This is a genomic window from Glycomyces halotolerans (assembly GCF_054779575.1).
In genome coordinates this window covers 25,646-39,629 of record NZ_BAAGXZ010000014.1, presented here as the reverse complement: position 1 = coordinate 39,629, position 13,984 = coordinate 25,646, and the positions used below count along the sequence as shown (strand labels likewise).

The 13,984-nt window shown below is 69.4% G+C and carries 8 protein-coding genes and 2 pseudogenes; 3 read left to right on the top strand and 7 right to left on the bottom strand.

What is annotated here, in order from left to right; all coding sequences use genetic code 11:
* Positions 1 to 139 precede the first annotated feature (139 nt).
* Positions 140 to 1,555, top strand: a pseudogene (locus ACYVL2_RS12910) (family 43 glycosylhydrolase); the annotation flags it as partial.
* A gap of 9 nt (positions 1,556 to 1,564) precedes the next feature.
* Here the strand turns inward: ACYVL2_RS12910 and ACYVL2_RS12905 are convergent.
* Positions 1,565 to 1,873, bottom strand: a complete 309-nt coding sequence (locus ACYVL2_RS12905; protein ID WP_460543899.1) for a PQQ-dependent sugar dehydrogenase — start codon at positions 1,871 to 1,873, stop codon at positions 1,565 to 1,567.
* On the opposite strand from ACYVL2_RS12905, the gene ACYVL2_RS12900 reads away from it, so the two are divergent.
* Positions 1,867 to 2,367 carry a hypothetical protein gene (locus ACYVL2_RS12900; protein ID WP_460543897.1) on the top strand — a complete coding sequence of 167 codons (501 nt, stop codon included), beginning with the start codon at positions 1,867 to 1,869 and terminating at the stop codon, positions 2,365 to 2,367. The two genes, ACYVL2_RS12905 and ACYVL2_RS12900, sit on opposite strands and share 7 nt — an antisense overlap.
* Before the next feature lie 122 nt (positions 2,368 to 2,489).
* On the opposite strand, the pseudogene ACYVL2_RS12895 reads toward ACYVL2_RS12900, so the two are convergent.
* The 6 genes and pseudogenes from ACYVL2_RS12895 to ACYVL2_RS12870 all read right to left on the bottom strand — a co-directional run bounded on the left by ACYVL2_RS12895 (position 2,490) and on the right by ACYVL2_RS12870 (position 12,035).
* Positions 2,490 to 3,134 (bottom strand): annotated as a pseudogene (locus tag ACYVL2_RS12895) (dihydrofolate reductase family protein).
* A 312-nt stretch (positions 3,135 to 3,446) separates the two neighbouring features.
* Entirely contained in the window at positions 3,447 to 3,770 is a 324-nt protein-coding gene (locus ACYVL2_RS12890; RefSeq protein ID WP_460544034.1) for an antibiotic biosynthesis monooxygenase family protein, read from the bottom strand.
* A gap of 199 nt (positions 3,771 to 3,969) precedes the next feature.
* Positions 3,970 to 5,169, bottom strand: a complete 1,200-nt coding sequence (locus ACYVL2_RS12885; protein ID WP_460543895.1) for a TIGR02679 family protein — start codon at positions 5,167 to 5,169, stop codon at positions 3,970 to 3,972.
* Positions 5,159 to 9,193: a TIGR02680 family protein gene (locus tag ACYVL2_RS12880; RefSeq protein ID WP_460543893.1), complete on the bottom strand. Its 4,035-nt coding sequence runs from the start codon at positions 9,191 to 9,193 to the stop codon at positions 5,159 to 5,161. Before ACYVL2_RS12880 ends, ACYVL2_RS12885 begins: the two co-directional genes overlap by 11 nt.
* Positions 9,190 to 10,500, bottom strand: coding sequence for a TIGR02678 family protein (locus ACYVL2_RS12875; RefSeq protein WP_460543891.1), 1,311 nt, complete (start codon positions 10,498 to 10,500; stop codon positions 9,190 to 9,192). Before ACYVL2_RS12875 ends, ACYVL2_RS12880 begins: the two co-directional genes overlap by 4 nt.
* Positions 10,497 to 12,035 carry a DUF2397 domain-containing protein gene (locus ACYVL2_RS12870; RefSeq protein WP_460543889.1) on the bottom strand — a complete coding sequence of 513 codons (1,539 nt, stop codon included), beginning with the start codon at positions 12,033 to 12,035 and terminating at the stop codon, positions 10,497 to 10,499. The genes ACYVL2_RS12875 and ACYVL2_RS12870 overlap by 4 nt, the downstream gene beginning before the upstream one ends.
* A gap of 516 nt (positions 12,036 to 12,551) precedes the next feature.
* Here ACYVL2_RS12870 and ACYVL2_RS12865 point away from each other — a divergent pair.
* Positions 12,552 to 13,916: a DUF2786 domain-containing protein gene (locus ACYVL2_RS12865; protein WP_460543887.1), complete on the top strand. Its 1,365-nt coding sequence runs from the start codon at positions 12,552 to 12,554 to the stop codon at positions 13,914 to 13,916.
* The last annotated feature ends 68 nt before the right edge of the window (positions 13,917 to 13,984 follow it).

Below are 13,984 nucleotides of genomic sequence, written 5' to 3'. Positions count from 1 at the left end.
GGTGCCGTCACCCGGGCCGCGCCCACATTCGCATCAGCGGCCGACCGCCGTTGCCGATCGCCATCCGAGCCCTCCCGAACCGCCTCGAATTCCGAGCCCCCCACCGCGACCGATATTCGCCCCCCGATAGGAGTCCGCCATGCGACGACTGCTCTCACTCGTACCGGCGTTGATGCTGGCCACGGCCGTGATGCTCGTCGGTCCCCCGTCAGTGTCCGCAGACCAGCACGTGCCGGCCGGGTACTCCGGCGAACTGATCGCGGCCCACTCGGGCAAGTGCCTCGACGTGCTGAGCGGTTCGACCGAGAACGGGGCCGAGATCATCCAATGGGACTGCCACGGCGGCTCCAATCAGCGGTGGGAGCTGCGCGACGTCGGCGGCGGCTACGTCGAGATCGTCTCCCAGGCGTCCGGCAAGTGCCTCGACGTGGAGGGCCAGTCGACCGCCGACAACGCGCCGATCCTGCAGTGGGACTGCTGGGGCGGCACCAACCAGCAGTGGGAGGTCCGCGACGCCGACGGCGGCTCGGTCGAGATCGTCGCACGGCATTCGGGCAAGTGCCTCGACGTGGTCAGCGCCTCGGCCGAGAACGGCGCCCGGATACAGCAGTACGCCTGCTACGGCGGCTCCAATCAGCGGTGGGACCTGAACCAGGGGCCCGGCCCCGATGCCGAACCGACCCTGCCGGGCCTGTTCGCGGATCCGAACATCGTGCGCTTCGGCGACACCTACTACCTGTATCCCACCACCGACGGCTTCCCCGGCTGGTCGGGTACGCAGTACCGGGCCTTCTCCTCGACCGACCTGGTCAACTGGACCGACCACGGCGTCATCCTCGACCTCGCCGCGGACGTCTCCTGGGCTGACAACTCGGCGTGGGCGCCCGGCATCGCTGAGAGGAACGGCAAATACTACTTCTACTTCTCCGGCGGGCGGGCCAGCGGCGACACGAGCAAGCAGCTCGGCGTGGCCGTCGCCGACTCACCGACCGGCCCGTTCACCGACGCCCTCGGCCGTCCCCTCGTTTCGGCCGGGTCCTACGCGGGCCAGGCGATCGACCCGGCCGTGTTCACCGACGCCGACGGCCAGTCCTACCTGTACTGGGGGCAAGGAGCGGCGCACCAGGTGCCGCTGAACGACGACATGGTCTCCTTCGACGCCTCCCAGGTGCGCACCTACAACCCGCCCGGCTACAACGAGGGCGCCTTCGTGATCGAACGCGGCGGCACCTATTACTTCATGTGGTCGGAGAACGACACCCGAAGCGAGGACTACCGGGTCAACTACGCCACCGGCTCATCGCCGCTCGGGCCTTGGAGCGCCCCTGCGGGAGTGATCCTGCAGAAGGACCTGTCCCAGGGCATCAAGGGCACCGGCCACCACTCGGTGGTCCAGGTCCCCGGCACCGACCAGTGGTACATCGCCTACCACCGCTTCGCCATCCCCGATGGTGACGGCACCCACCGCGAAGTCATGATCGACCGCCTCTACTTCAATGCCGACGGCTCCATCCGTCCGGTAGTCCCGACGCTCGACGGCATCGATCCGATCTCCGCTCCGTAGTCAGCCCTGATCGATGTGGCGGAACTCCAGGATCGCTCCAGGCTCGACCAGGGTGTCGGTAGGCAGACCGTTGGCGTCCACCGCCACGCCGCGACTGTCGGTCGCCACATAGAACACCGTGGGGTCGGATCCCACCACCACGTCGCGGTACCGGTTGACCGTGTCCCACATGGCGATGGGCTCACCGACCTCGCCCCCGGTCAAGGGAAGGCGGTACACGGTGCCGTTCTTCAGCGACGACATGAGCAGGCTGTCGGCCCATCCCGGAACCCCGTCGACCGCGGCGTAATGCGGTCGCCCCCATGCCATTCCTGCCCCGACGCTTCCGCCGTGGAACCGACTGGTCGACTGTGCAAGTGCTACCTCACGTTCGGGCGCTTCGCGCCGCCGAATTCGATAGACGTCTCGCGAGCATCGAACCTGGCCGCCACGTCATCGAGCTCAGTACAGCGGCCTGCTCGAGCGCGTCCGACTTCTTCGATGCGGTGAGGCGGTCGATGCCTCAAGACCCTGAGCTGCATGGTGAGAACTGGGATGGGATGGAAGAGTCCATCTATAATGGAATATGCGACTTGGGGGAGTCCAAGGTCTCCATCTTCTGGAGCGATTATTACGATTCGCCTGGCCTTCCACCAGGAGTCAAGTATAGGAGCGTCTACATTTTTGACCGCATCGTAGATCTGCTGGTCGCCGAGTACCCGGGGGAACCGGTGATCGATACCGAGATGTGGCTTCGGCGGACCTCCGGCGACGGCGAGCCGATCGAAGAGGCGCTGCTCATTCCCCGCCCGCCGTTCGATTGAAGACCCCGGAACTCACCGGACCACCGTGACAGCCGACGAGCTCCATCGGATCGACCTGCAACGAGCCGTGGCGGTGGCTCTTCCCTGAAGGAGGATCGCCACCGCCCTGGGGCGTTGCGGGGTCACTTTCGCCAGAACAGGTGGTGGGTCACGCCGCTCGGGCTCGGCACGACCTCAAGGTGGAATCGGTCGCGCAGCTCGTCAGGTGACTCCCAGAGCCGCACGCCGGACCCGAGTCCCACCGGTGCGACCACCACGTGCATGGTGTCGACGAGGTCGGCATCGAGGAATTTCCGGATGGTCGTGGTCCCGCCGCCGAGTCTGACGTCCTTGCCCTACGCGGCCTCCCGCGCCTGTTCGAGGGTCGAGGCCGGGTCGGTGTCGATGAAGTGGAACGTGGTGTCGGAGAGCGTGAACGAAGGAAGCGGGAAGTGCGTGAGGACGAACACCGGAGTGTGGAACGGGGGTTCGTCGCCCCACCAGCCGCGCCACTCGTAGTCCTCCCAAGGTCCTCGATGAGGGCTGAACTTGTTGCGGCCCATGATCTCAGCGCCGATGTTGTGGGTGAAGTCGCGCGTGAAGTAGTCGTCGAGGCCGCGGCTCCCACCGGGCTCGGTGCGATTGGGCCAGCTCGCCGTGGCCCCGGCCCAGGCGAACATCTCGCCCGGATCGGCGTGGCCGAACGGCCGCTCGAGGCTCTGGCCTTCACCGGCTCCGAACCCGTCCTGCGAGACGGTGAAGTTCTGGACTCTGAGTAGTTGATTCATATAGTTCCCCTTCGCTGGCGGACACGGTCCTCATAATGGTGGGACGGTTCGAGCCGCGCAGACTCATCGCTGTAATGAGAGCAGATACTGTGGCATGGGACACGGAGGTTCTGGTCGCGGTCGGTAGACGAGTCGCCGTCAGGGGTTGGCGTATTCGATGGCATGTACTCGGTCGAACCGCAGGTCCGTGAGGTCCTGCCGGCGAATGCCCCAGTACAGGGTCGCTCACTCGGAGGCCCAGGAGGAACGGAGGCCCAGGAGGAAGAGGAAGTCGATCAGTGCACGACTGGCCGTCGCAGCCGACCGGGAGGCCTACCGGTCGACTGGGCGGGCGAATCGGTAAGCGCGCTCGACCTTGGCCACGTGCACGGCGAACGCGGTATACCAGTGCTCGCGCCCGTCCGCCCGGGTCAGGACGTGCTCTGCGTGATCGCGCCATGCGGCGATCGACGCTTCGTCCTTCCAATACGACACCGTGATCCCGAGACCGTCCGCCGCACGGGCCGTATCGACACCGAGGAAACCCGGCTGTTCGGCGGCCAATTCGAGCATCCGCTCGGCCTGGTCTCCATAACCGTTGTCTCCTGGAGTCCGCACGGAGGTGAACACCACGGCGTAGTAGGGCGGGGCAGGCATCGAGGCGGGCGCAACGTCAGCCACGGGAGACCTCCGATCCTCAAAGGGCTACCGCAGACGATCCCACGCAACCGCGCGGACCTACAACCCATTTCCACGGTGCCGCCACCTCGACGACCCTGATGACGCGAGGTAGGACTCGCCGGTCAAGACCGATTCACCGCGTCGGGACCAAGCATGCTCTCAGCGAACGCACTGGTCAATCGCTGTACGACCGTGAGCGCACTGTGTCGAGACGCAGGTCTTGGAGGAGCACTTCGAGGAGGCTCTCCTCCATGACCGCTCGCCCTGCGGCGTCCATGAGCTCGCTCAACCTCTCGTCCCAAGAAGCCTCGACGCGTTTGCCCCGCAGTTCGACCCCCTTCGCGCCGGCTTGGAAATCGGCAGCCGACATGCGCCACGGCTCGGAGCCGGGGAACCTGGCGAGCCCGCGCTCGACGATGCGGAGCCCGGACCAGTCGAAGTCGGCCCTCCACAGCAGTCGGGCGCCGCTCGCGGCCCCCAAGAGCCGGTACACCGCCGCGGAGGGCACCCCCTCGGTGCACACCATCGGAGGGCAATCGGGGCCCAAGGCGTCCGCGGCTGCGCGCAGGATCGACGGATTCTCCACGACCCGAACCGTCGGCGCGGCCACGGAGAGCGGTTCCCGTCGAAGCTGCTGGAGCGTGAGCCTGAACGGGATGCCGCGCGCCGATCGCATCCATTCGCCGACGATGCCGCCGGTGATCGGCATGTTGAGGACCAGTGCCTGACTGGCGATGTCGTCGGAGACGATCCCCGCCCACTCGAGCAGTTCCCGCTCGCTTGCGGTGTCCTCGGGGTGATCGACGCCGCGCCAGAGCGCCAGCGCCCGCAGCAGCATGCCGCGCGAGCGCCCGGAGGCGAGCGCCTTCGTGTCGCCCAGCATGCGTTCGGCGAGCACCGGCATGGGGACGTCGTCGACCGGCAACGCCTCCAATACCCGCACGACCGGTGCGAGGCTCTCGCCGTCGCGCGTGAGTTCCGCGAGTGTGCCGTTCGACCGCAGTGCCTGGAGCCAGGACCCGAACCAGGCGGAGCCCGACAGCGACGAGTCTTCGGCTTCGGCGAGGAGCCGCCCCACGCCCGCCTCCCGTTCGAGGCGGCGACGGCGCGCGGCCCCGACCTCGATGCCGAGTTCGGCGAGGATCAGCGCCTTCAGATCGACGCCGAACTCGGCTGCGACATGGGTTTCCAGTTCCGCGATGCTCACGCGCAGCGTGCGCTGGGACGCACGCCGGTGCCTGCCGGTGATGCCGATGATCAGGTGCCGTTCGGCCGTCTCGGGGTCGCTGACGGAGAAGCTGGCCGCCTCTCGCTCCATCGCCGCAGCGGCCGCCTTCAGCAGCCGGCGCCATTCGGGGCCTGGCTCAACCTTCATTCGGTACCTGCCTCGTCCCGGGCGATCCGAGTGACGCGGCCAGCGAGCCGTCGTAGTCGTGGGTCTCGGTGTCCTGTGCGCCGTTCCACACCATCAGCATCGCCGAGACCGTCGCGGTCGCCTCGTCGTGGCTCAGCGAGTAGTGCGCCGCCCCGGCCACCTGCGGGTAGGTCGCCCACAGGTCGAAGCCGGTCATGACCATCTGGAGGTCGAACTCGGCGGCCAGGCTCATCAGCTCGCCGCGTCCTTTCTCGTCGACTCCGGCGAAGGCCTCGTCGAGTCCGATCATGCGCGGCGCGTGCTCGGCCGCCGAGCCGAACACGGCGTTCGCGGCGGCGAACAGCGGCAGATGAAGGGCGACCGACTGCTCGCCGCCCGACAGCTGCGAATGCACCCGTTTGGTGAGCCGCTGCTTCTGTCCGTCGGGTCGCAGGAGCGTGAATTCGAACTTGCGCCACCTGCGGTAGTCGAGGATCTCGGCGAGCAGGTCCCGGTAGGTCGTCTCCGGTCCGCGGCGGGCGCGTTCCTGCTTGATCCGGTCGGCGAAGTACTTGCGGATCTGCGGCATCATCGTCGACAGTTTCGCGGGGGCGGCGTTGAACAGGCCGAACAGTTCTCGCTCGGCCGGGTCGAAGTCTTTGAGCAGCCACGAGACGCCGAGCCGCAGGCCCGAGGAGGTGCGGCGTTCGCGCATCGCCTCGTCCATCTGCTCGACCAGGTCCCTCGATTCGATGACGCGCTGGTGGATCTGCCCGGTCAGCGAGGTCAGCAGGGCGTCCTCGAGGACGTGCTGTTCCTTCTCGGTGAGTAGCAGCTCCTGCTCCTCGCGCTGGTGGTGCAGCCACTGCCCGTAGTGGCCGACGGCCTGCCGGCCTTCGTCGGTGTCGACCTCGACGGTGATGATGCCGCCGGCGTTGTCCCAGCGGAGGTGGTGGTCGAGCCCGGTCGCGGGCAGCTGCGCCAAGATCTCCTGGAGCCGGGTGGTGACGATGGTGGTGGCGGCCTTGGCGCTGTTCTCGGTGGCCTGTACGTCCGATGTGGCCGAGCGGAGGTCGGCGAGGAGCGCGGCGACGGCCGTGGGGAGTACCGCTTTCGGCGGATCGAGGTCGGCCTCGGGCCAGCGGTGACCGGTCGGGCAGCCGAGGATGCCGAGCAGGTCGTCGTCGCAGAACGGTCGCAGCGCGAAGCTCGCCGTGCGGGCCTCGCCGATGGCGTCGACGGTGCGTCCGGCGGCGGCCTCGGCTTCGGCGATGGCGCGGCTCTCGGCCCGCACGGCCGCCTCGCGGCGCCGCTCGGCGTCCTGGGAGGTCCGCTTCGCTTGGTCGATCTTGGCGCCGAGTGCGGTGATCTGCTCGAACACGGTGGCGGTGTCGGCGTCGAGGTTCCGCTCGATCGCCTCCAGCCGCGACCGCAGCCGCCGGTGCTCTTCTTCGGCTGCTTTGGCCTTCGTCTGCATGGAGGCGACGCTCGGGGCGAGGCGGGTCAGCCGTGTCTGCTGCTGTTCGAGCCTTCCTCTCAGGTCCGCGTGGGTTCGCATCGCGAACAGCAGCTCGGTGACCGATCCTTCGAAGTCGGCGACGGCCCGGCGCACGGACTCGAGGTCGCCGCGCGCGAGCTCGTGCCGCCGCTCGGTCTCCTGGAGCCGCTGCGCCGCACCGTGCTGCCGCGCCACCGCCGCTTCCAGTGTCTTCTCGGCGCTCTCCAGGTCCCCGGCCCGCTCGGCGCGGACCAGTTCGCGACCGGTGACGTTGTTCAGCGCCCGCACCAGGTCGGCCACAGGCGGCATGGCCCGCAGTGCGTCGTCCATCGCCCGGATCTGGGCCTCGCACGCGGCGACGCCGTCCCGGAGTTCACCGGCCTCGGTCCGCAACTGCTCGATCTCCGCCTGGAGTTCCCGCATGCGCCGTTCGCGGCGGCGCTGCCGGGCGGTGGCGCCGATGAACTCCGGGGCCGCTTTGCCGGCGTGCCCGGTGACGGCGCCGTGCGCGAAGCGCCCGGCCGGGTCGACGATGGAGTACGCCGCGCGGTCGTCTTCGGGGTTGCGGACGGCGATCGATTCGAGCACCGCTTGGACCAAGGCGGTGTCGGCGGTGTCCTCGCACGTCAGGTAGTCGGCGAGGGTCGCTCCTGTCGGCCGTGAGCCGCCGGGCAGCGGTCGAAGGGACTGGTCGGAGGCGTCCCCGATGTCGCCGAGCCAGGCGTCGAGGATCCCGGACGCTTCGAGCGCGGCCTCGATGGCGGCGGCCTCCCGATCGTCGACGGTGTCCTTGAACCGAACCCATCTCCACAGCGGCGCGCCGGACCGTGCCTCGCGACCCGGACTGCGCCAGCGCGGCGTGTCGGGCGCTTCGTCGTGCTCGTCTCTGATCCGCTCCCACTCGCCGCGTTTCGATTCGATCGCGTCCTCGACCCCGCCGAGGCGGACGCTGAGGTCGCGCATGCGCCGCTCGATCGCCTCCCGGGCTTCGCGGGTGCGTTCGGTCGCCGCCTCGCGCAGATGTGCCGCGGTTTCGGCGTCGGCTTCGGCGGACCAGGAGGCCGCCGCCTCGCGCAGGTCGGCCCCGAGCGCGTCGCGGTGCTCGCGGGCCCATTCGTCGAGGTGTCGTTCGAGCGCTCGGCGTTCGGCGGTGACCGCCGCGTGCGCGTCCGTCAGCGCTCCGGTGGCCGCTTCGAGGTTCGCCTCGGCGGCTTCGGCTTGCGCTTCGGCCGTCCGGCGCTGCGAGGTGGCCTGGTCGAGTGCTTCGCCGGCCTCGGAGACGTGGCGGATGTCGCCGCGCCGCTGTTCGGCGGCCGACGCGGCACTGCGGCGCAACCGTTCGGACTCGTCGGTGAAACCCCATTCGAGGCCGCCGCGCTCGGCGAAACCCGCGGTCTTCGCCGATTGGGCCTCCACGGTGGACGTGGCGGCTTCGGTCTGCTCGGCGAGTGCTTCGGCTTCGTCTTCGGCCTCCGCAAGCTCCTCGGCGCGGTGCCGGGCCTCGTCGGCGAGCACGCTCGCCTGCTCCTTGGAGGACTCGACCGAGGTGCGCAGGTCCTCCAGTTCGAGGCGGTCTCGGTAGGCCGCTGATTCCTTGAGCCCTTGGAGTTCGCCGGACAACTCGCCGACGTGTTCATCGGCGGCCTCGGCCTCCTCGCTCAGTCGCCGCAGCTCGTCCCGAGCCGTATGAGCGGCCCGCTCGGCTTCGGTCTCCGCTGCCAGGGCGGTCTCGACCGCCGTGAGGCGGCCGTCGACGCCCTCCACGGCCAGCTTCGCGTGTGCCCTGACATAGGTGGTGTACCGGGTCAGGAAGTCGCCGACCTGCTCGTCGGCGGCGCGCAGGCTCCCGAGCGTCTTCGCCACCGCCTCCATGTCCTCGAAGGACTTGGCGGCGTCGACGACGAGTTGCTCGTCGATCGGGCGCAGGCCCTCGGCCAGGGTGTCCGAGAGCGTCTCGGGGTTGAGCTCCTTCGCCAGTTGCGGCCTGCGCAGTGTCAGGATCAGTTCGAGCATCTGCTCGTACCGCTCGGCGTCCAGGCCGAACAGCGCCGCGTTGACCCGCTCGCGGTATTCGCGTGGCTCGTCGACCACCGCGCCCGCTCCGATCTGGGCGATGATCTCCTTGCGGTTGCAGACCCGGTCGTCGGCGGCGATGAGTCCGAAGTCGAGGCCGACGCGTCCTTCGACGACGAAGTGCCACCGCTTGGGCCGGTCCTGGTGCTTGTTGACCCGCAGGCCGATCCCGATGGTGACGTGCCGGGCGCCGTCGGAGAACTCCATCCACACGTAGCCGAGCCCGTTCTCCTTGCCGCCGAACAGCAGGTTGGACTTCATCGTGCGGTCCTGGGAGGCGAAGGGGTTGAGCCGCCTGGGGGAGATGTTGCCGTCCAGCAGGAACGGGAACAGCAGCTCCAGCGCCTTGGTCTTGCCCGATCCGTTGGGGCCGCGCAGCACCAGCCAGCCGTCGGCGAAGACGAACTCCTCGTCGGCGTAGTCCCACAGTCCGATGATCCCCGCCCGAGTGGGGACGAAATGCGATTCGGTCATGCGCGCTGGTGCTCCTCCCGGAAGACGGTGTTGCGGTAGCGGCCCGCCAGCGGCTCGAGGGCGATGCCGCCTTCGACGCGGCTGACCAGCCGGAACCGCTCGAGCAGGTCGATAGCCTCGCGCAGCAGCCGCATCGGCGCCTCGTGGTGGTCTCGCCCGAAGTTCTTGGCGTACCGGCTCAGGATCTCGCCGAACACGTCGTGCACGGCCTCGTCCGGCAGGAACGGCCGTGCAGCGGTTCCAGAGCCCGGAGCGTCGGGCGCGGCTGCTTCGCCGCCGGCATCGAATCCGGAGTCGGCCGGGATGGCCTCGTCGATCTCGCGCCGCAGCCGTTTCCCGGACACGGCCGTGACCTCCACCTCGCCGGTCGCCGAGTCCGGGTCGACGACGAGGTCGCAGCAGGCGACCAGCAGCAGCAGCGCGGCGTTCGCCAAGGAGCCTTCGCGCGGAAACGCCTCCACGCTCATCCGGGCCGTGTCGACCAGCAGCACGCCCTCGCGACGGCGCTCGAAGACCAGACCCGTCAGCCGCTGCAAGTCCTCGGCGATCGCGCTGCCGCGCAAATGGTTGACGACCTGCTCGGGGTGCTCGGCGAAGTAGGCGACCGGCTGCTCGGCGACGGCCCGGCGTGCGGCCTGGCCGGCCCGCTCCTTGAGCACCGAATCCGAGTCGGTGGCGACGCGTTCCCCGAGCAGTTCGTCCACGCTGGAAACCGACTGGAGCATGACTCGGGAGCGCCATAGCGCGAACAGGGCGTCGCGGTCCACGTCGTAGAGCGCGTCCTGCTCGTCCGGGTTCGACGCCCACGCCTCCGAGGAACCGTCGGCCGCGTGGATCACCGTGCGCTCCTCCAGCCAGCCGACGGCGTCGACGAACGCGCGCCGGTGCTGGTAGTCGACCTCGTCGAATCCGAGCGCGATGATGCGGTTGGCGTCGGCCTTGAGCAGCGCGGCGAGTTCCTTCACGGTGGTCTGGGCGCCGCAGCGCGCCAGCACTGCCGTGATCAGCGACAGGTAGGCGTACCGGCGGCGGTCGAAGGCGCGGCCGGTCCGGGTGCGCGCGCTCTGGGAGGCGTCGAGTCGGTCCTTGACTCGCAGGAGCCGGGCCGTGTCGCCCCGGAGCACCAGTTGGTACCCGAAGGCTTCCCGCAGGTCGCGGGCGAGGGTCTCGGAGAACTGCCGGACGCGGCCGATGGTCCTGCGGTCGGGGAACGAGGCGGTGATGAACGGGTGCTTCAGCAGTGCCCGAACCGCCTGCTGGTAGTCGGACAGCTGGTAGTCCGAGATCTCCCGCGCGTACCGGCTCATCGGGTCTTCACCCGCTCGACCGCGAGCGCCAGGCCCGCCAGGCGCAGCGTGCCGCTCTTGGCCGACACCACGGTGTCGCCGTCGGCGGGCGTGAGCGAGAGCCGGACGCCGTTGGAGACGGCCGAGACGGTGTGCCGCAGCGGGCCGCGTCGATCGGAAACGGCCTTGTCGACCAGGCTCAGCAGCACACCGAGTTGGCGCTCGTCCAGGACCGCGCCCGCGAAGCCGTCACGGGCCTGGTCAGCCATCGACAGCGCCGCCTCGTGGTCGCGGCGCAGGTCCTCCATCTGCCGTTCGCGAAGCCGCAGCCGTGCGGTCTCGTCGCGCCTGACCTTCGCGCCGCGCGTGTCGCGGCCGCCGGTGCCGCGGCCCTTCTCGAGCAGGGTCTTCGACAGCTCGACCGCATCGGTGTCCCACCACGACGCCGAGGTGGCGTGGTTCTCGGGCTCCTCATAGGGGCGGTTGACGTGCATAGGGCCGCCCAGGTCGAACACCACGTCGAACAGCGCGTGCGCGGCCTCCATCGAGGGCGCGTTCACGAACCACGCCGCCAGGTGCCGCAGCTGCGACTCGCGGCTGACGCCGCCGCGCCGGGCGTCGGCGAGCTGGCGGACCATCCCGGTGATGTCGGAAATGGCGTTGAACGTGGCGTGCGAGAGCCTGTCCACTTCAGATCCCAGCTCCGTCGAAGGCGGCGCCAGCCACGCCTTGACGCCCTCCCAGCGCCGATGCCAGTCCGTCAGGCGGTCGGCGAGCGTCGCGAACGGCCGGTCGTCGTGCTCGGCCGCGGTCTCCACCAGCCGGTCGATCCCCGTCTCCTCGACCGCGAACGCCGCCTCGTGCAGCAGCGGCGAGTACCGCTGGAGCTCGTTGTGGAAGTCCCGCAGGTGGCTGATGAGCGCGTCCTTGTGGGTCTGGAAGATCGCCGCATTGACTTCGGTGGTGCGGGTGAGGTCTCCGATCATGGCGTAGAACCGGGCGGCCTGCTCGGCGACCTCGTTCAGCGAGGAGTCGATGCGGCGCAGCCGCCGCAGGACCGTCTCGCCGTCGCCGCCGCGATTGGCCGAGGCCAACTGCTCGAGGTCCTCCAGCAGGTCCGCGAACACCGTGCGCGACAGGGAGGTCTCCTCCATCTTCGCGCCGAGCACCGACTCGACGGCGGTGAAGGCCCGGTGCCCGGCCTCGGTGAACTGGTAGACCGAGTGGCGCCGCCGGTACTCCGCGAGCGTGGCGGCCCTGGCCGCGTCCTGGGTTCGGTCGAGTACGCCCCAGTCGTCGAGCGCGTCCAGCCGGGCGGCCAGCTCCATTTCATCGCTGCGGGGGCAGCCGACACCGCCCTCGGCGAGCGCGTCGAGCGCCTGGGCGACCGCTTCGGTGGACAGCACCACCTGGTAGTTCGCCCGGGCGCGGTCGATGGCGCGCAGCAGCCACAGGTAGTCGTGGCGCTCGGGGGAGGTGATGAAGCTGAACAGCCGCATGCGGTCGTCGAGTCCGACGGCGTTCAGCCCGAACGCGTAGTTCTCGGAGTCGGTCACAGCGGCATCGAGGTCTTCCGGTCACAGAATGGAAGCGAACCTCAATTACGGTATCAGCGCGGGCGAGGTCGGCCCGGCCGCGGCCGGGCGGACAGGTCGTACGCGCGGGCTCAGGGTGCCTCCGCCTCCCGATGGCGGCGATGCCGAGCCTGTCGGCGAGGTGCCGCAGTCCTTTGTCCTGGCGGAAGGTCCGACACGTAGGAGTCGAAGAAACGGCCGCGGCGGTTCGCCGTCCGCGCCACCGCCTCGGGAAAGCCCGCCCCGGACGAGCCGCTCGGCGTAGTCGCGCAAGCCTTGTTCCGAATCATGGTGAAGGTGGGACCTTGTTCCAAGACCGCGTCGATGAAGCCATCGCGGCCGCCATCGATCTGGCTTGTGAAAGCGGCCACGGATCATGACGCCCGAGCCGCGTCGGCCCTGCCTCGAAGCCCTCGGTAGCGTGCTTCACCGGAGCGCGGCCGTTACTGAGCTCGGCTTCGACCGTTGGACCGGGCAGAGCGAGCCAGGAGGTGCGGCATGGGACGGGAGAACCGGCAGCGACGCAAGGCCAAGTCGCGGGAGAAGCTCAAGCGCCGAACGAGGGACCGAGCGTCGGACCGGGGAGCCTTCACCCGCCAGGAGCCGAATCGGGGCGCCTTCACCTGGGAGGAACTGGTGGTCCAGGCGCGCTTCTTCCTCGTCCAGATCATGGCCGACTCCTGCCCTTGCGGCGAGTGCGATGCCCCGGCCTGGGAGGAGTCGGCGCGGCTGCTGTACCGCCGGATGCCGACCGCCCGCTGGCCCGAGGCGGTGGCCGCCGCGATCGACGCGCTCGCCGAGGAAGCGGTCGGACAGGCGTGGGATCGCGGCTGGATGCCCATGGACGTGCTCAGTCTGCTGTCCAAAGAGTGCGCCAGCGCTGCCGTCAAGGCCGCCGCCGCGACGCTCATGCGCTCCGAGCTGCGGCGCTATGCGGAGGCGCAGTTGAGCGACCAGTGGAGCGCGCAGCGGGAGACGCTGGCCGAACGCTCGCCGTCGGCCTCGGCCACTGAGGCCCTGTCCGGTCTTGAGAGTCCCGCCCGAGTTGCGGCTTTGGCCGCGCTCTTGGAGGCGCTGTACACGCTCGCCGACCTCCAACCGATCCCGCTCGTGCAGCCGCGCCCCGGCAGCCGTCGGGCCGAGGTCCGGGGCGGCGGCGCAGAATCGTCCAAAGTGTATGAGAAGATCCGGGCGCTGCTGGCCAAGGCCGAATCGACGGACTCCGACGCCGAAGCCGAGGCGTTCACCGCGAAGGCCCAGCAGCTCATCGCCCGGCATTCGATCAACGAAGCGCTGCTGGCCGAGTCTCCGGACGCGGCTCTGGAGGCCGCGGCCGTGCGGGTCTACATCGAGAAGCCCTACGAGAAGCCGAAGTCCGAGCTGCTGCACGTGGTGGCCGACGCCAACGGATGCCGGTCGGTGTACTCGCCGACCGCCGGCTTCGCGACCGTGGTTGGCGGTGCCACGAACCTGCGCTCGGTGGAGCTGCTGTACAACTCGCTGCTGGTGCAGGCGACCTCCGCGATGGCTCGGGCGGGGTCGAAGCGGGACAGGACCGGCAGGTCGCGGACCCGGTCGTTCCGCCAGTCGTTCCTGGCCTCCTTCGCGGTTCGCATCGGCGAGCGGCTGGCCGAGTCCGCCGAGGCGACCGTCCGCGAGGTGGCCGATGAGACCGGGACCGACCTGGTCCCGGTGATGCGCTTGCGGCGCGAGGCAGTGGACGCCAAGACCGAGGAACTGTTCCCGAACTTGACGATGCAGGCCTCCACGCGCATCAGTGACTACGAAGGCCACATCGCCGGCCGTGCCGCGGCCGACCGGGCAAGGCTCCAGGGAGCAGAGGCCGTGCAGGCCAGCGGATAGTGTGCGCGCACTCGATCAAGGCCACCCCGAGGCGTACGGACCCTGACTGTCCGGCCGCCTTCGACGCA

Coding starts and splice junctions, on each gene's coding strand:
- ACYVL2_RS12900 (WP_460543897.1), top strand. CDS start 1,867: ATGCCATTCCTGCCCCGACGCTTCCGCCGTGGAACCGACTGGTCGACT.
- ACYVL2_RS12905 (WP_460543899.1), bottom strand. CDS start 1,873: ATGGCATGGGGGCGACCGCATTACGCCGCGGTCGACGGGGTTCCGGGA.
- ACYVL2_RS12890 (WP_460544034.1), bottom strand. CDS start 3,770: ATGCCTGCCCCGCCCTACTACGCCGTGGTGTTCACCTCCGTGCGGACT.
- ACYVL2_RS12885 (WP_460543895.1), bottom strand. CDS start 5,169: ATGAAGGTTGAGCCAGGCCCCGAATGGCGCCGGCTGCTGAAGGCGGCC.
- ACYVL2_RS12880 (WP_460543893.1), bottom strand. CDS start 9,193: ATGACCGAATCGCATTTCGTCCCCACTCGGGCGGGGATCATCGGACTG.
- ACYVL2_RS12875 (WP_460543891.1), bottom strand. CDS start 10,500: ATGAGCCGGTACGCGCGGGAGATCTCGGACTACCAGCTGTCCGACTAC.
- ACYVL2_RS12865 (WP_460543887.1), top strand. CDS start 12,552: ATGGGACGGGAGAACCGGCAGCGACGCAAGGCCAAGTCGCGGGAGAAG.